14 protein-coding genes are annotated in these 16,841 nt (G+C 53.4%); 10 read left to right on the top strand and 4 right to left on the bottom strand.

What is annotated here, in order from left to right:
• The first annotated feature begins 4 nt into the window (after positions 1 to 4).
• From Dvar_RS25070 to Dvar_RS25080, 3 genes are read left to right on the top strand one after another with little or no spacing between them, the layout of a single operon-like run.
• A complete protein-coding gene (locus Dvar_RS25070) occupies positions 5 to 793 on the top strand; it encodes an ABC transporter ATP-binding protein (RefSeq protein ID WP_419655853.1) in 789 nt (262 codons plus the stop codon).
• 4 nt (positions 794 to 797) lie between these two features.
• Positions 798 to 1,859 (top strand): MlaD family protein, encoded by a 1,062-nt coding sequence (locus Dvar_RS25075; RefSeq protein ID WP_419655854.1) that lies wholly within the window; start codon positions 798 to 800, stop codon positions 1,857 to 1,859.
• The gene (locus tag Dvar_RS25080; RefSeq protein WP_419655855.1) at positions 1,856 to 2,515 is read left to right on the top strand and encodes a PqiC family protein; all 660 of its coding nucleotides are present in this window, start codon (positions 1,856 to 1,858) and stop codon (positions 2,513 to 2,515) included. Before Dvar_RS25075 ends, Dvar_RS25080 begins: the two co-directional genes overlap by 4 nt.
• 6 nt (positions 2,516 to 2,521) lie before the next feature.
• Here Dvar_RS25080 and Dvar_RS25085 read toward each other — a convergent pair whose 3' ends face one another.
• On the bottom strand, positions 2,522 to 4,849 hold the full coding sequence (locus tag Dvar_RS25085) for an ATP-binding protein (RefSeq protein ID WP_419655856.1): 2,328 nt from the start codon (positions 4,847 to 4,849) through the stop codon (positions 2,522 to 2,524).
• A 421-nt stretch (positions 4,850 to 5,270) separates the two neighbouring features.
• On the opposite strand from Dvar_RS25085, the gene Dvar_RS25090 reads away from it, so the two are divergent.
• From Dvar_RS25090 to Dvar_RS25120, 7 genes are all read left to right on the top strand, one after another.
• Positions 5,271 to 5,648 carry a CGGC domain-containing protein gene (locus Dvar_RS25090; RefSeq protein WP_419655857.1) on the top strand — a complete coding sequence of 126 codons (378 nt, stop codon included), beginning with the start codon at positions 5,271 to 5,273 and terminating at the stop codon, positions 5,646 to 5,648.
• Between the two features lie 160 nt (positions 5,649 to 5,808).
• Positions 5,809 to 6,669, top strand: coding sequence for a damage-control phosphatase ARMT1 family protein (locus Dvar_RS25095; RefSeq protein WP_419655858.1), 861 nt, complete (start codon positions 5,809 to 5,811; stop codon positions 6,667 to 6,669).
• Positions 6,670 to 6,867: 198 nt separating this feature from the next.
• Positions 6,868 to 8,442, top strand: coding sequence for a hypothetical protein (locus Dvar_RS25100; RefSeq protein WP_419655859.1), 1,575 nt, complete (start codon positions 6,868 to 6,870; stop codon positions 8,440 to 8,442).
• A 115-nt stretch (positions 8,443 to 8,557) separates the two neighbouring features.
• Entirely contained in the window at positions 8,558 to 11,215 is a 2,658-nt protein-coding gene (locus tag Dvar_RS25105) for a valine--tRNA ligase (RefSeq protein WP_419655860.1), read from the top strand.
• A gap of 2 nt (positions 11,216 to 11,217) precedes the next feature.
• Positions 11,218 to 12,048 carry a carboxylating nicotinate-nucleotide diphosphorylase gene (nadC, locus tag Dvar_RS25110; protein WP_419655861.1) on the top strand — a complete coding sequence of 277 codons (831 nt, stop codon included), beginning with the start codon at positions 11,218 to 11,220 and terminating at the stop codon, positions 12,046 to 12,048.
• The gene (locus Dvar_RS25115; RefSeq protein WP_419655862.1) at positions 12,045 to 13,019 is read left to right on the top strand and encodes a rhomboid family intramembrane serine protease; all 975 of its coding nucleotides are present in this window, start codon (positions 12,045 to 12,047) and stop codon (positions 13,017 to 13,019) included. Before nadC ends, Dvar_RS25115 begins: the two co-directional genes overlap by 4 nt.
• Before the next feature lie 79 nt (positions 13,020 to 13,098).
• Positions 13,099 to 13,311, top strand: coding sequence for a dodecin family protein (locus tag Dvar_RS25120; RefSeq protein WP_419655863.1), 213 nt, complete (start codon positions 13,099 to 13,101; stop codon positions 13,309 to 13,311).
• On the opposite strand, the gene Dvar_RS25125 is transcribed toward Dvar_RS25120, so the two are convergent.
• The 3 genes from Dvar_RS25125 to Dvar_RS25135 form a co-directional block, all read right to left on the bottom strand.
• Positions 13,312 to 14,295, bottom strand: a complete 984-nt coding sequence (locus tag Dvar_RS25125; protein ID WP_419655864.1) for an MBL fold metallo-hydrolase — start codon at positions 14,293 to 14,295, stop codon at positions 13,312 to 13,314.
• Positions 14,296 to 14,478: 183 nt separating this feature from the next.
• Complete coding sequence (locus Dvar_RS25130; RefSeq protein ID WP_419655865.1) at positions 14,479 to 14,736, bottom strand: S26 family signal peptidase; 258 nt, start codon at positions 14,734 to 14,736, stop codon at positions 14,479 to 14,481.
• Positions 14,737 to 14,759: 23 nt separating this feature from the next.
• Positions 14,760 to 16,757, bottom strand: coding sequence for an ASKHA domain-containing protein (locus tag Dvar_RS25135; RefSeq protein ID WP_419655866.1), 1,998 nt, complete (start codon positions 16,755 to 16,757; stop codon positions 14,760 to 14,762).
• Positions 16,758 to 16,841: the final 84 nt, after the last annotated feature.

Genomic DNA, 16,841 nt, shown 5'->3' on the forward strand with positions numbered 1-16,841 from the left:
CCCCATGGATACCAAAGCGGCCCCATCGCCCCATATCGTCGTTCGCGATCTTACCATGGGATACCAGGATGTGGTTCTGATGCGCAATCTCGATTTCACAGTCAATCGCGGGGACGTGTTTGCCATCATGGGCGGCAGCGGATGCGGCAAAAGCACGTTGCTGCGCATCCTGATTGGCTTGAAAGCCCCTTCTGCAGGCAGTGTCCATTATGGTGAGATCGATTTCTGGTCGCTTGAAGAAGACCAGCGCAATCACATGCTGCGCCGGTTCGGCATTCTCTACCAGAGCGGTGCGCTGTGGAGTTCCATGACGCTTTCGGAAAACATCAGCCTTCCCCTGGAACTGTATACCGACCTAAATTCCGCGACGATCCGTGAAATGGTACATTTCAAGCTTTCCCTGGTGGGGCTGGCAGGTTTTGAAAACTACTATCCATCGGAAATTTCCGGTGGCATGCGAAAGCGGGCCGGCCTGGCACGGGCCATGGCACTAGACCCCCAAGTGCTGTTTTTTGACGAGCCATCCGCCGGTCTGGATCCGGTCAGTGCCAAAAACCTGGACGATCTGATCCTTACCATCAACGACAGTCTGGGGGCCACGGTCGTTATCGTCACCCATGAACTGCCCAGTATCTTTGCCATCGTGAGCAATGCCGTATTTCTGGACATCCACACACGAACCGCTGCAGCCACCGGCAGTCCCCGGCAAATGCTGGAATCCTCGGATAATGCAGCGGTAATCCGTTTCCTCACCCGCGGATCATCAAACGCGGAGATAAGCAAGGAAATCTGAATCAATGGCAAAAAGAATCAACACCACATTGATCGGCGCGTTTATTGTCGGCGCCATCACCCTACTGGTCGCCGTCATTCTGGCCCTGGGAGGCAGCAGCCTGTTTAAGGAATCGGATCATTTTGTGCTTTATTTTTCCGGTTCGGTGAAAGGCCTGGGAATCGGAGCACCGGTCCAGCTTAAAGGGGTGACGCTGGGCAAAGTTACGGCGATCAACCTGGTTTATGATCTTGAAAACGAGTCGTTTCTCAATCGTGTGGCATTTGAGATCACGGAAGGGGCGATCAAAGTCTGCGGTTCTCCGCAAAAAGTAAAGGCGCTCAGTGAAGAATCCACGATGGAGGAAACCGTCGACAAGCTGGTGGAGGATGGCCTTCGTGCCAAACTTAAAATTCAAAGTGTCCTCACCGGTCAGTTGTTGGTCGCCTTTGATTTTTACCCCGAGACCCCCATTGATCGGGTTGGCCTCAAAGACGAATTGCACGAATTGCCCACGCTTCCATCGGATATGGATGCGCTGGAACAGACCCTGGAAAATCTTGATATCGGCGGCCTGGTTGATTCTATTAAAAACGCGGCCAAGGGGTTTGATACGCTTGTCAATTCCTCGAGTATGCAAACGCTGGCGGCCAACCTCAACCAAACCCTTGCAGATTACCGCAAGCTGGCAGACGACCTGAAAACCGAAACGCGCGTAATGCTGGCCGATGCCCGCCGATTGATCAAGACCACCGAGACCCAGATTCCTCCAATGGCCCAGGGAATAACCGCCACCGCCGCCGACCTGAAGAAAACCATCATCCACCTGGACCAACAGCTGCAACCGGTCATGACATCCATCGAAGCCGCTGTGGTGTCGGCCGATCAAGCATTCGATCATGCCGATGCCATGCTTTCCAATATGGCCTACTTGTCGAGTGAGGAGTCGACCCTCATTTACCGGATCAATGAGACACTCACCGAAACACGCAAAGCCGCTCACGCCCTGGCGCTTCTGGCCGACTATCTGAACCGTCACCCAGAAGCCCTGCTACGCGGCAAAAAAGCTGAGGGAGGAACAAAGTGAGACCGTGCATACTCTTGGTCATCATAGCCATGCTGCCCCTTGTGGGAGGCAGCGCCTGTGTCAATGTAGGCGCTGGTCATTCACCCGAAACCCGATTTTTCCTGCTTGAAGCCAAGTCTGAACACCGGCCGAAACCAGAATGGGTCCAGCAGAAAAGGTTGGCCCACACCGCGATCGGCATTGGTCCGGTAGCACTTCCCCGTTATTTGGACCGGCCGCAAATCCTGACCCGCGTCAACAATCAGGAACTGCTGTCGGATGAGTTCAACCAGTGGGCCGAGCCGCTCAAGCTCAGCATTCCCCGCATCATGGGAGAAAACCTGGTCTCCCTTGGCGGGGGTGGGCGTGTCCGCATATTCCCCTGGCCCCAGTCCGCACGGATCAACATCCAGGTATCAATGGATATCCATCGTTTTGAATCCGACGCCAAGGGTAAGATTATCCTTAAAGCAACCTGGCGTATTGTAGATGTAACGAATCGTCAAACACAAAAGGAGCGGCTGGCGATCATAGAAAAGGCATCGACGGGCACGGGCATCGGTGGCAGGGTGGAGGCAATGAGCTTGGCGCTGGCGGACCTTTCGCTTGAAATCGGGGAAAATCTGGCGGAACTCATCCAGACACAAAAAGCATCAACCGCGCCGGAAAACGGATGAAAGCGTTCATGGATGTCCATCCAACGCCGCCCTGACCGCTTGCCCGAGCGTATTCCAGGTGTACGGTTTTTTGATATACGGCCCGGCCCCCAGGCGAATGGCGGCGTTGACGCGTTTGGTTTGTGAAAAACCGCTGGCGATGACTGCTTTCTGATCGGGGTGAATTTCAAGGATTTGTTTGAATGTGTCCAAGCCGTCCATGCCCGGGTCCATGATCATATCCAGGATGACCACATCCACCCGGTTGTCTTTCAAATATTCAACCGCCGCTTCACCGCTGGCGGCCACGGTGACCCGGTATCCCAATTGGGTCAACAGATCTGAGGCGATTTGACGCTGCTCCTTTATATCGTCCACCAGCAAAATGGATTCACCGTTTCCTTGGTAGGCAGAAACCGTGTCTTTGTCATCATCAACAATGGCCGGTATGCCCTTGCGGGTAACGGGGAAATACAGGCTGAACCGGGTGCCCTGCCCTTCGATACTGTCCACATCGATATATCCCCGGTGGTCCTCGACGGTTCCCCATACCACCGCCATACCAAGACCGGTACCGCTGCGGCCCATACTTTTTTTAGTGAAAAACGGCTCGAAAACATGCTCGAGGTCAGCCGGTGCGATGCCCGTGCCATTGTCCCTTACCGTTAGCACGACGTATTCTCCCGCTTGAATATCACTGTATCCTTTGAAAGGGCGGTCCAGAAAGCAATTGTTGGTACGAATTTTTATCATTCCGCCCTCGGGCATGGCTTCGGCTGCATTGGAAACAAGGTTCATCACCGTTTTCATCAAGTGCACATCTGACCCTGCGACATAGAGCAAGTCGGGTTCCAGTGATACATCAACGCGCACCCCTGGATGGAAGGACAGCATTTTATGGTGCTCCGGACTTTCAAGATACCGCTTTATGATGGCATTCAGGTTCAGTACCTTGCTGGTCACCACGCCTCTTCGGGTCAGCGTCAACAGGTCCTGTACAATGGCGGCGGCTTTTTTTCCCGATTCCTGCATCACCAGAATCGGTTTTCGAAGTGTGCTTTCCGTTGGAAGCTGCAATAAAATTAAGTCAGGATAGCTCACAATACCGGATAAAATATTGTTCAGGTCGTGGGCAACCCCGCCGGCCATGGTCCCCAGGATTTCCATTTTCTGGGCCCGCTGCAGCTTTTGGGTCAGTTTTTTTTCGGCTTCCTCGGCACGTTTTTTTTCAGCCAGATCGATAATGATGCCGCGAATTCCCACCGGCCGCTGGGATTTAACCACCGGTGTGGTATGAATTTCAACGGGAAATGTTCGGCCATCCAGGCTGCAGGCCATGGCCTCGAATCCATCCAGTTTTTTCCCACCGAGCAACTGTGGAAACTGTTCGAGAAAAGCTTTGGAAGATTCAAAGGAGAGCAGCTGAAAAACACTGACCCCACGCTTGATGTCATCTTTGGAAAACCCCAGCAGTTTCGTGGTGTTGCGATTGGCAAAGGTCAGCGTACCGTTGGAGTCCGTCTCGAATACAATTTGAGGCAGTGAATTGGCCAGTTCCCTGTATTTTTCCTCACTTTCGCGCAGTGCCATTTCAGCCTCGGTCCGATCATCGATTTCCATCCGCAGCTTTTTATTAACGCTGCGAAGTTCGACTGTACGTTCCGCCACGATGGATTCAATCTGCTGGTTTTTCAACGTTAATTTTTTTTCCGCCCGCTCTCGTTCCTGAATTTCTGCTTTCAAACTGGCAATCAAGCCGATTTTTTCGTGTTTGGCAGCTAAAAAATCGTAAATTTCCCGGTTTAACCGCCGAGCCGCCATAAACATGAACACACAAAAAAAGATCAGCATTGTCCCCATGGCCAGATGGAGTTTGTCACCATCCATAAAAAAGACAGCCACCAGGGGAACCATGGTGGGGATGCTGAAGGCGAAAAAGCCCTTGATAATGGAGGCGAAAACGCCCACCGATCCAGCAACCATGCCGCCCAGTACAAACGTGATGACCACTTGATGGGTCAGCGACGAATCAGGAAAAAGAAAAATGGGAACCGCGCCCCAAAGCCCGCCTGAAACGGCCAATGAAATGGTTAGGATTGTCCTGCGTGCGTTAATTTTATCTGAGGTGAGCGGGTGCTTGTGAAAATAGAGCTGAAGCACCATTCGGCAAGCACAAACGATAATAACACTGCTCATCCATAGCAGAACCCGATTACCTGGCACCGTGCCGTACAATACCATGGCAAGAATGATGGAAAGCAGCGCGGTGGCGCTGATCCCCAGGGTCGTCTGGTCGGTGAGACGTTGTACCTGGTCAATGGCGATGTTTTGCTGCGTTGGTTTTTCGCGTTCCAATACACTGTCCTGGTGTGGCGGTTTTATTCTTTATGTCATCGACTTCTTTTGGAAAAGCTTGACATAAAATAAAAGTCGTGTTCAAGCTTCTATCCCCATACAAGATAGTTGCAGAACAGCGACTGTCGCATCCTGCCGATTTTCGTCAAGAAAATACCCCATGGATGGTCGTCTGACGACTATTGATGCATTTCCCGGGGGGTTGAATCACAATCACACGACCGGCAATTTCTCTTTTCTGAAAGATTTGCCTTTTGGCATGGCCTGTGCTGTGTTCTCAGCGTTGACACGTTGTTAACAGAAATAATGGTCGATGGAAAATCGATAACCTCAGCAATTGTAATTGCTGAGATGTCCAGCGGGAATTCCGTCGATCCATAGTAAAAATGGATGAGCACCAACGAAAAGGAGGAGAGATAGTATGGCGGCCATTGGTTTGATCCGTTGCGAAAAGAACGAGAATCGCTGCCCCTTGACCGGATGTCTGAAAAGCCTGGAAAATCGTGTTCAGGGGTTTTCCGGTCACGAGCAGACGGAATTAGTGGGTGTATTTACCTGTCATTGTCCGGGGGATGACCTCATCGACAAAGCCAAAATTCTAAAGAGCAAAGGCGCCGACACCATTCACATCTGCACGTGCACCTTCGCCAGTAAAAATGACGGAGCGTGGGTTCAAGGGGGGGGGTTCTGTGAAAAGGTAGATGAATTGATGCAAAACGTTTCAAATGAAGCCCAGATTACCTGTATCAAGGGCACCGCTCACCTTCCTGAGGGTTACCAGCCCCAAACGTTTAGTTAGTGTCCATCCAGAAACGGCGCCTTTCACCCGATTCCGGCGTTGGGCAACAAATTCAAATCCTCAAAATATTACTAATATTCCTCCGGTTTGAATTTGTTGGCCGCCTTGGACTCGGGCAAAATTCACCATTTCTGGACGGACACTAGTCAGTGACAATCATATGAAAGCCGAACTCGATTGTGTTCCCTGCTTTGTACGCCAAGTGTTGCAGGCGGTCCGGATAGTGTCATCCGATCCATCCGTGCATGAACAAATGGTGCGTGAAATGCTGCCTTGGATCGCTGAAATGGATTTTCGACAGCCGCCACCTGTTTTTGCTCAACATGTTTACCGCCGCTTACGGGACCTCACGGGGGTGGCCGATCCATATGAGTCCATCAAAATCCATTTGAATCGCATGGCCACCCAGGTGGTATCACGGTTAACGGCGAGGCTCGAAACGGCAACGGACCCACTGCTCACTGCCGCCAAACTGGCGATTGCCGGCAACGTGATCGATCTGGGGGCCAGCGATGGCGTATCCGAAAGCGACGTCGTGGAATCGGTCAACCAGGTGTTGGCACAGCCGCTCGGCGGTGATATTGAACGGTTTCGGCAGGCAGTGGGTCGAGCACGGCGAATCCTCTATCTGGCGGATAACGCTGGCGAAATTGTTTTTGATCGCCTGCTGATCGACACCCTTGGTCCCGGGCGGATTACCATGGCGGTGCGAGGGGAAGCCGTGATTAACGATGCGACCATGGCCGATGCGCTGGCCGCGGGGCTTCCTGAAATCTGCGATGTCATCGACAATGGCTCAGACGCTCCGGGAACATTGCTCGATGACTGCAGCAGCGCTTTTTGCCGGCAATTTGACGAGGCCGACTTGATCATCGCCAAGGGCCAAGGCAACTTCGAAAGCCTTAGTGAATACAAAGGCAATATCTTCTTTTTTTTCAAGGTCAAATGCCCGGTGGTGGCGACCCATGCAAAACTTCCAGTCGGTACCCACGCCCTGTTGGAATCCCCCCTCAAATTGTGAATTTTGTAAGAATCCAAACAACTTGACAGGGTTCATACCTTATGGTAGCCTCAATTGCGATGAGAGGTTCCATTCAGATTTTATAAACACTGCCGATAATGGAATTGTATAAAGATTCCACGCGGGTCAGGGTCGCTCACGTGGATTGCTGTTTTTGATCCAAAAGTAGTTAAAAACGATGGTAAATGGGAGAATACTATGGGCGGTCGCCAAAAGTCCGATGCGCAATCTGAAAGCGCAAATGACCAAAATAATAACGAGGTCATCGATTTGACGCAGGTCATCCAAGAAGGCAAAAACGATGATGTCATAGATCTTACCAACGTCATTGATCAACCTAAAAAAGACCCGGATGCACTGAATGAAACCACCGACCCGTCACTTGACACAGATGACGCCCTAATCGATTTAAAAGAAGCGAATATGGATGAGGAAGCGCTCATCGATTTTGCGGAAATGGAAAAAACCCTTGAAGTTGACATTGCCGAATCATTGTTGGAGGAGGATGAAAACGAAGACGCCATCGACTTAGCGGAAGCGGCGACACCCGATGCGGCCCTTGACGCCGACCTGAACGATGATAGTAAAGATGACGATGAAGAAGAAGACATCATCGACTTGGCCGAAGCGGCGATACCCGATGCGGCTGTTGATGCCGATCTGGACGATGATGGTAAAGAAGACGATGAAGATATCATCGACTTAATGGAAGCGGCGATACCCGACGCTGCCATGGATGCCGATCTGGACGGTGAGGGTAAAGACGACGATGAAGATATCATCGACTTAATGGAAGCGGCAACACCCGACGCGACTGTTGATGCCGATCTGGACGGTGAGGGTAAAGACGACGATGAAGATATCATCGACTTAATGGAAGCGGCAACACCCGACGCGGCTGTTGGTGCCGATCTGGACGGTGAGGGTAAAGACGACGATGAAGATATCATCGACTTGATGGAAGCGGCAACACCCGACGCGACTGTTGAGGCCGATCTGGATGAAATCGCCGATCTTGACCCCACCTCTGAAATTATTGACCTTAATCTCGCGGAAGCGTCCATTCCCGCCGATGAAAACATAGATGACGACATCATTGACCTTGCGGTCATGGAAGAAGCCCTGGAAAGGGATCTGTCGGATACCTTGACGGATGACAGCCAGGACGATGAAGAGGAGGTCCTGGATCTGTTGGACTCGGTGGAGCCTGACATACAGGCAGTTCAGGAAGACAATGCCTCCGATTCTTCACCATCCAAGCCCCCCTTGTTTGCGGACACACTTGATACGAACGAAGAGATCGATATCCCTACCACCCAGGATACCGGGTACGATGAAGACCTCTTGGCACCGGATGAATACGATAATGACGACGACATCATCGACCTTGCGGAGATGGAAGCAGCCCTTGACACAGACATCTCCGAAAACATGCTTGAAGACGACCATAAGGAAGAAGAAAATGTCATCGATCTGTTAAGCGGTGCAGCGCCGAAACCCCTTGAAGCCATAGACGGAAAGGATGAAACGAGAGATGTGGGCCTGCCCCTGGACACAATAGATGAAAAGTCACCACGTGAAGAATCGCCAGCGGGCCCCCCTGTCTCGCTGTCCGAAGACCAGATCGAGGCAGCCCTTGAACGAACGATCCGCAATATCTACGGTGAAAAAATTGAACAACTGATGATCCAGACCATTGAAAAGACGGTTTTGCAAGAGATCGCAAAAATCAAGCAAGCCCTGATGGAAAATGATGACGACGTGTCGAATTGACCGTCTGCCTACTTTGAACAATCAACGTTAATGGGGATTATTTCAGTAATCCCCTTTTCCTTTTTATGCGGCCTGGTTACCCGACCTGGCCGTTGGCATAAGGAGTGTTTACCCCATGAGTCGTGATTTGCTGAGCAAAAGCTATTCCCCCGAAGATGTTGAAAAACGCTGGTACGCTTATTGGGAGCAGGAAAAACTGTTCGCTGCCGATGAAAATACCGCCAAGCCCCCCTATTCCATTGTTATTCCACCACCCAACGTCACAGGCGTGCTCCACATGGGTCATGCGCTGAACAATACCATGCAGGACATTATGTGTCGTTACCGACGTCTTAAAGGGGATAGTGTCCTGTGGATGCCCGGCACCGACCATGCCGGTATTGCCACGCAAAATGTGGTCGAAAGAAAGCTGGCGGCCGAGGGAACCGATCGACATCAACTCGGTCGAGCGAATTTCATCAAAGCCGTATGGGACTGGCGCAAGGAGTACGGTAGCGCCATCATCAATCAACTCAAGCGACTGGGGGCATCCTGTGATTGGGATCGGGAGCGCTTTACCATGGATGAGGGGCTGTCCAAGGCGGTAAGAAAAGTTTTTGTCCAGCTGTATGATGAAGGCCTGATCTACCAGGGCGATTACATCATCAACTGGTGCTGCCGGTGTCATACCGCCCTGTCTGACCTGGAAGTGGAGCATGAGGATCTCGACGGCCATTTTTATCATATCCGGTATCCGTTTGCCGACGGGTCCGGATCGGTCACTGTGGCCACGACTCGACCGGAAACCATGCTCGGCGATACGGCCGTCGCCGTTCATCCCGACGATGAACGGTATGCCGATCTGTCCGCTACCGCGGTGATCCTGCCGCTCATGAATCATGAAATTCCCATCATCCGTGACGCCTATGTGGATCTGTCCACCGGCACGGGCGCACTGAAAGTCACGCCGGCCCACGATCCCAACGACTTCGAAATCGGCACGCGCCACAACCTGCCATCCGTCAAGGTGATTGCCGACGATGGCACCATGACTGAAGCGGCGGGTCGGTTCAGCGGTATGGATCGCTTTGAATGCCGCAAAGCCGTTGTCGAGGCCCTGCAGGCCGAGGGTTTGTTGGAGCGCATCGAGGCCCACCGCCACAGTGTGGGGCATTGCTATCGTTGCAAAACCGTGGTCGAACCCAACTTATCCCGTCAATGGTTCGTTAAGGCCAAACCGCTTGCCGAAAAGGCCATTGAGGCGGTGGAAACCGGTAAAACCCGGATTATCCCGGAATCGTGGACCAAGACCTATTATGAATGGATGTATAACATCAGAGACTGGTGTATTTCGCGCCAGATCTGGTGGGGTCATCAGATTCCGGCCTGGACCTGCCAGTCCTGCCAGCGGATGATTGTGGCCATGGAAACGCCGGATGTTTGCCCGGACTGCGGATCGGCCGACCTGGTTCAGGAAACCGATGTGCTGGATACCTGGTTCAGCTCGGCCCTGTGGCCCTTTTCCACCATGGGCTGGCCGGATCAGACGCCACTGCTTAAAAAATACTACCCGACATCGGTCCTGGTCACCGGCTTTGATATTCTCTTCTTCTGGGTAGCGCGCATGATGATGATGGGCATTCATTTCATGGGCGAGATCCCCTTCCGCGATGTTTACGTGCATGCCCTGGTGCGCGACGAAGAAGGCAAGAAAATGAGCAAATCCAAGGGTAATGTCATTGATCCGCTGAATGTCATCGAACAATACGGCACAGATGCATTCCGCTTCACCCTGGCCGCCTTTGCCGCTCAGGGGCGGGATGTAAAAATGAGTGAGAAACGGGTCGAAGGCTACCGCCACTTTATCAACAAGCTGTGGAATGCGGCGCGCTTTTCGCTGATGCATGTGCAGCAGGGATTCGATGCCATCGACGCGCCCAACATCTCACTTCAGGATCGCTGGATCATTTCCCGTCTCAACCGGGTCGCCAGACAGACTGAAGCGGCGCTTGACGCCTACAAGTTCAACGAAGCTGCCGGTGCGGTGTATCAATTTGTCTGGCACGAGTTGTGCGACTGGTATCTGGAGGCCATCAAGCCCACATTGTACGACAACGACAATGCCGAAAAAAAGAACGCAACCCTGTCCGTTCTCTACACTGTTCTCAAACAGGCCCTGGTTCTGATGCACCCCTTTGCGCCCTTCGTAACCGAGGAAATCTGGCATAGCCTGCCCGGCACAGATGGATCGATCATGCAGGCCCGCTGGCCGGAATCCATCGCACCCGGTGAAGACGACACCGTTGAACAGCAAATGGAAACCATCATGGCCGTGATTACCGGTGTCCGTAATGTCCGTGGAGAAATGAATATTTCTCCGTCTACGGCCCTGACCGTGGCGGTGTTACTCGAGGATGATGCCCCACAAATCGGAGACCTGATCGAATCCAACCAGACGCTGATTTCCAACCTGGCACGCCTTACCAGCATTACCGTGGATGCAAAAATGCAACGGCCTAAAGCAGCAGCCACCGTGTTGGTCCAGAATGCCACCGTTTTTGTCCTGCTGGAAGGGATTATCGACTTTGCTCAGGAACATTCCCGCCTGGAAAAGGAGATCGGCAAACTTTCCAAGGAACTGGCCGGGATGAGCAAAAAGCTGGGCAATGAGGATTTCCTGAGAAAAGCACCGCCTGCGGTGGTGGATGGGGTGAAGGAAAAGCATGCAACCATGCTTGAGAAAAAACATGCCCTGGAGGCGACCCAGGCGCGCATCAAGGAAATGATGGAATAACCATGCATACCACACAAGACCTGATCGATCTGGCATTGAAGGAAGATATCGGCCCCGGCGATATCACCACGGACAATATCGTTCCCGTAAACGAGAAGGGCCAAGGTGTTATCGTGGCCAAACAGGACCTGGTTATCGCCGGCCTGGAAGTCGCCGAAAAAGTGTTCACCATCCTTGACCCAGAGACCCGATTTACACGCCACGTCAAGGAAGGCGATCGTGTTGCCAAAGGCACCACGGTTGTTACCATCGAGGGCACGCTGGCCACGCTGCTCAAAGGCGAGCGCACGGCCCTGAACTTCCTTCAGCGCCTGTCCGGCATCGCCACGCAGGCACGCGATTATATTGCCGCTGTTGCCGGGACATCGGTCAAGCTGGTGGACACCCGCAAAACCACCCCGGGATGGCGGGTTTTGGAAAAATATGCCGTGCGCATTGGCGGCGCCTATAACCACCGCATGGGCTTGTACGACGGTGTGCTGATCAAAGACAATCATATTGCCGCAGCCGGCGGAATCGCCCAAGCCGTGGAACGGGTCCGTCAGGCGATTTCACATCTGGTCAAGGTGGAGGTGGAGACCACCACGCTTGAAGAAGTCCAGGAGGCGCTTGTCGCCGGCGCAGACATCATCATGTTGGACAATATGGACCTGGATCAGATCCGTGAAGCGGTGGGAACAATCAATAAAAAGGCCCTGGTCGAGGTGTCCGGCGGGGTCACCCGTGAACGGCTCAAGGATTTGGCCCAGACCGGCGTGGATCTGATCTCCATCGGTGCCCTGACCCACTCGGCTGTCGCCGTGGACCTCAGCATGAGAATAACCAAGACATGATTCCCATTCGAGACACCACCCCATCGAGAACCGTCCCGGTGGTCAACAACACCATCATCGGCATCAATGTGGTGTTCTTTCTGGTACAATTGGCTCAGGGACCAGACCAAAATCATTTCGTCTATGTGTACGGCCTGGTCCCGGCCAAACTCACCGATCCGCGCATATCCTCCTATTTTTCCTTCGGCCAGCAGATCATTTCGTTCTTTACCTTCATGTTTCTGCACGGTGGGTTCATCCACCTGATCGGCAACATGTGGTCCCTTTTTATTTTCGGTGACAACGTCGAAGACCGCCTGGGCTCGCCTCGCTATGCCCTGTTCTATCTGCTTTGCGGTATGGCTTCCGGCCTGGTCCACTTTATCTTCAACGCCCATTCCAATATCCCCACCATTGGGGCCAGCGGTGCCATTGCCGGTGTCATGGGCGCTTATTTCATTCTTTATCCCGGTTCACGCATTCTGACCCTGATCCCGATCATTTTCATACCCTGGTTTGTCGAAATTCCAGCCTTTATTTTTCTGGGATTCTGGTTTCTATTGCAGTTTTTAAACGCCGCCGGAAGCGGTGGGCAGGCCGGCGGAATCGCTTGGTGGGCCCATATCGGGGGGTTCATTTTCGGGGTTATTTTTCTCAAACTTTTCGATCGCATTCCCACGACCGGCGTTGCCGGCAGGCTGCGCCAGGCAACCGAAAGAAAGCATTCCCACCGCTTCCAGGTGGTGAAAACCGCTCACGGAAAAGAGGAAGCCAATCTTTACGGGACCCTGACCATTACCCAGTACGAGGCCATGGTTGGCGCGCGCAAGCTGATCACGGTCCCATGGGGGCTGCAAAAACGCCTGTACCATGTAATCGTGCCCCAGGGTATTGGCGACGGCCAGGTACTGCGCCTAAAAGGGGTGGGCCAATCCAAGGCCGACGGCACGCGGGGAGATATGATGCTAAAGATCAAGATTCAGCATGTTTAGGATCGGAAATGAAATAAATTGACACAAGAGGCCAGCACAAGGTATTCTCAACTATTAAATGAGAATAAAGGAGAGATCAATGAGTGGAAGCATCTACAAGATCATCGAATTGGTGGGAACCAGTCAGGCAAATTGGGAAATTTCCGCGGAAAATGCTGTGGCAACCGCATCAACGTCTTTAGAGGATCTTAGAGTAGCGGAAGTTTCCAAATTAGACTTTACGGTTGAAGATGGCATGATTACCGACTTCCGTACGCGCCTAAAAGTATCATTCAAATATGAAACAGATTGATCAAGAAATCCTTTTGTAAAACTGAACCACGCCGTCAACCGCCCGCCGGCCAACCCGATCGACACCCTCCAGGTAGCGCAGATGGGCAATGGCCTCCCCCGTGGCGAACCACTGTTGAACAATGGGAAAGTCATTCCAGGAATCCGCACGGATATCCCATGTCATTTTTGAAGCGACGTCATAGGCGCACAGGGTTGCGCCGTCAAGGATAGCCATGACTTCATCAAGTCGCCGCTGATGATGATCCTGAAGCTCGCGAATGCGGGCCCGGTGGTCGGTGAACAATCGTCGATGGCCGGGCAGCACCAGATCAACATCCAGATCCAATACCTTTTCCAGACTCTGCAGATAACTGTTCAGCGGGTTGCGATCATCGGCCCAACACTGGATGTTAGGGGTGATGTCGACCAGAATATGATCTCCGGATATCAGAATCTTTTTATTCTCTTCGTACAGACAGGTATGCCCCATGGTATGGCCGGGGGTTTCAATGCACGCAAAGCAATAATCCCCGTACCGGATCTTTTCTCCATCGGTGATGATTTTAAATTCCGGAATCCATCCTGATCCGAATTTGCTTGCCGGATGGGTGGCAAGGGCGATCCGCAGCCCATCCACAGGGAAGCCGTGTTTACTGGAATAATCAAACATCCACTCCAAGCCGTCCCAGGACTCCACAATTTCCGCGTCCGGCCGGTTGAACCACACCCGTGTGTCCGGCGTCGCCAGTTCTGAAACCAGGCTGTAATGATCCGCATGCAGATGGGTGATGAAAATATCGGTTTGGTCCAGTGAGATACCGATCTCCTGCAAGCCGCTGTGCATGGCAGTAAGGCAAGCCTCATGGTTCAGGCCGGTATCGATGAGTAGGTTTTTCTCGGCCTTCTCGGCCGCTCGAATCACGTAGGCATTCAGGTATTTCAGCGGCGTCTCAGGCAGCGGAATTTCAATACGGAACAGATTCGGTTTCAGTTCTTCAATCATGGGCCCTCTCATGCAATATCGACAGTTTCCCTAAGCGCCTGTTTGATAAATCCGTCATACGCCCTTCATGTGGCGGTATCGGGCAAGGCAAACTGTTTTTGTTGCACAAGCAGGCAAGATAATCAATCCGTTTTAAAATTGTTATTCGTTGCTCATTGGTTGTCCGATCCGGTTTGGTCATGCTCATTGAGCATAACAGCCGAAGCGCGACCAGCTTAGCGCCGGCCAATAGACGTAAGCCACCCGTCCCATGATGTCTGCCAAGGGGATGGGGCCGAACTCTCGGCTGTCGCCAAAATGCCTTTGATCACCGGCGGTCATTTGCCGGTTATCCGCAAGCACAACGCATTGGCCGTGGGGCACCACCCGCGGCGCCATGTTGACCGGTCGAGTAGGATCGACAATCACCGGATAGCGATGCCGCCCATTGTCTTCAACCATCACAAAGGTAATCGATAAAGTTGCTAATGGATAGCATCAAAGTTCCCGGGCGGGAGCAAATGCGTCAGGTGGGGAAAGGTATCGTATTCGTGGGGCAGTTCCATGGCGGCAATCAATTCGTCCTGAAAATTTTTCATCGTGCTCAACTCGACATACGCCACCCGGCGGGCAAGTCGCTCGGCCTCGACACGTTTGCGGCGACTCAGTAGCGCCGCCCGGCAACCATCGCCGGCAGCATTGCCGATGGCGGTGATACACTCGATGGCACAGTCGGGAAACATGCCGATCACAAGGGCCATTTGGGGATCCACGTGATTACCGAACGCACCGGCGATCTTGATACGATCGGGGCGCTCGAGCCCCACACGCTTGAGAAGCAGTTTACACCCGCTGTAGATGGCGGCTTTGGCCAGCTGGACCTGCCGAATATCATTTTGTGAAATGGTTACCGCGCGCCCAATACTCGTCTCCGCGTCCCTGGCAATAATGAATTCCAGCATACCGGTCTGGGAATTTTCCCGTAGCCGATCGGATTTGCCACTGGCGACAAACGCGCCGGATTTGGCAACCAGGCCGACCATGAAGAGCGAGGCCACTGCATCGAGAATCCCACTACCGCAGATGCCCTTGACCTGCATGTCGATGGGCGAGGATTGTCTGCGCCATGCATCCCGGCCGATCACCTTGTAGTCCACATCAAAAGTGGTCGGCGCGATGCGCACCCGCTCGATGGCACCCGGTGCCGCGCGCATGCCGAATTCGATTTGCGCGCCTTCAAAGGCCGGTCCGGTCGCACAGGAGCAGGAACTGCAAATCTGGCGCCGGCGGTTGCCGATGATCAGTTCGCCGTTGGTGCCGATGTCGACAATCAATACCGTATCGTCGCTGTCCTGGGGCGCTTCAATCAACATCACGCCGACATTGTCCCCGCCCACAAACCCCGCTTCGATGGGCATCACATACACACGGGCAGCCGCACCGACCTTAAGGCCCAGATCGCGCGCCTTGATGCTCAGGCCGGCATGGTTGGCCGGTGCGAAGGGCACATGCCCCAACGGCTCGGGATCCAGTCCCAGCAGCAAATACTGCATCAGGGTATTGCCACAAACGGCCACATCCACGATATCCGCCGCACAGACCGGTGGTGGATCCAGCGACGCTGCCGCCTGGGAAAGCGCCTTTTCGACAAGCCGGTTGACCCCATCGATCACGGTCTGGTTCAGCTGTGCAAGTCCGTCGGCATGATCCAGGTGATAGCTGATACGTGAAATCACATCCTCGCCGAATTGGATCTGGGGATTCATGCAAGACGCGGTTGCCACCACGTCGCCGGTCTGAAGATCGCAAAGGTAGGCGGCCAGCGTCGTCGTCCCGACATCAATGGCCAGCCCATAGGGCCGGTGGCCCTGGCCCGGCTCGATACGGATAATCTCCCTGTTCATCCAGATGCTCGCGGTAACCGTTCCCCGGCCATCATGGATGCATCGCTGCAGTGCGCGTAAGGGATGAATATCGATGCCCAGCCCCCTTAGCCCATGCGCCATCTCGAGAGCACGATACAGCCGCTCCAGGTCTCCCGTGGGCACCTCCAGACTCGCCTTAGAAAGCCTGACAGGGTAGACTTTAACGGCCGGATCACAATCCATGTCAATCGGCCGGGCATCCTTGGTGATCACCTGCTTTCCCGGCCGTGATTCCTCCGGGACATAGATCAGCAGGTCCCCGCTGATGGTTGTTGCACATGCCAGCCGGAGCCCTTGCTCTCTTTCTTGCGGGGTGATGTGGGCACCTTCCATGTCCCGCCAGGGGCCGGCGTTGTCAGGGTCGGATTCGATGCCGTGTTTACTGAAGGGCCCGGATTCGATGCGCACCCGGCACTTGCCGCAGACCTGCTCACCCCCACAGAGCGATTCGATGCCCACCCCTATCATTCGGGCGGCATCCAAAACGCTTGTACCAACCGGAACGCGTCCCTTTCGTCCTGACGGCTGAAAGATGACCAAGGGATCAGGATGATGCATGGTTTATCCCCCCGCAACGGCCCGCGACTCATTATAGTGTCCGTCCAGAAATAGGAAAATTTGGTCGAGATCAAGGCGCACGAA

It is taken from the genome of Desulfosarcina variabilis str. Montpellier (assembly GCF_048565275.1).
In the GTDB taxonomy this organism is placed as follows: Bacteria; Desulfobacterota; Desulfobacteria; order Desulfobacterales; family Desulfosarcinaceae; genus Desulfosarcina; species Desulfosarcina variabilis.

What these genes read in the sequence shown, in the direction of transcription:
- Dvar_RS25070 (WP_419655853.1), top strand. Translation starts at nt 5, where the DNA reads ATGGATACCAAAGCGGCCCCATCGCCCCATATCGTCGTTCGCGATCTT.
- Dvar_RS25125 (WP_419655864.1), bottom strand. Translation starts at nt 14,295, where the DNA reads ATGATTGAAGAACTGAAACCGAATCTGTTCCGTATTGAAATTCCGCTG.
- nadC (WP_419655861.1), top strand. Translation starts at nt 11,218, where the DNA reads ATGCATACCACACAAGACCTGATCGATCTGGCATTGAAGGAAGATATC.
- Dvar_RS25135 (WP_419655866.1), bottom strand. Translation starts at nt 16,757, where the DNA reads ATGCATCATCCTGATCCCTTGGTCATCTTTCAGCCGTCAGGACGAAAG.
- Dvar_RS25100 (WP_419655859.1), top strand. Translation starts at nt 6,868, where the DNA reads ATGGGCGGTCGCCAAAAGTCCGATGCGCAATCTGAAAGCGCAAATGAC.
- Dvar_RS25120 (WP_419655863.1), top strand. Translation starts at nt 13,099, where the DNA reads ATGAGTGGAAGCATCTACAAGATCATCGAATTGGTGGGAACCAGTCAG.
- Dvar_RS25075 (WP_419655854.1), top strand. Translation starts at nt 798, where the DNA reads ATGGCAAAAAGAATCAACACCACATTGATCGGCGCGTTTATTGTCGGC.
- Dvar_RS25130 (WP_419655865.1), bottom strand. Translation starts at nt 14,736, where the DNA reads ATGGTTGAAGACAATGGGCGGCATCGCTATCCGGTGATTGTCGATCCT.
- Dvar_RS25105 (WP_419655860.1), top strand. Translation starts at nt 8,558, where the DNA reads ATGAGTCGTGATTTGCTGAGCAAAAGCTATTCCCCCGAAGATGTTGAA.
- Dvar_RS25095 (WP_419655858.1), top strand. Translation starts at nt 5,809, where the DNA reads ATGAAAGCCGAACTCGATTGTGTTCCCTGCTTTGTACGCCAAGTGTTG.
- Dvar_RS25115 (WP_419655862.1), top strand. Translation starts at nt 12,045, where the DNA reads ATGATTCCCATTCGAGACACCACCCCATCGAGAACCGTCCCGGTGGTC.
- Dvar_RS25090 (WP_419655857.1), top strand. Translation starts at nt 5,271, where the DNA reads ATGGCGGCCATTGGTTTGATCCGTTGCGAAAAGAACGAGAATCGCTGC.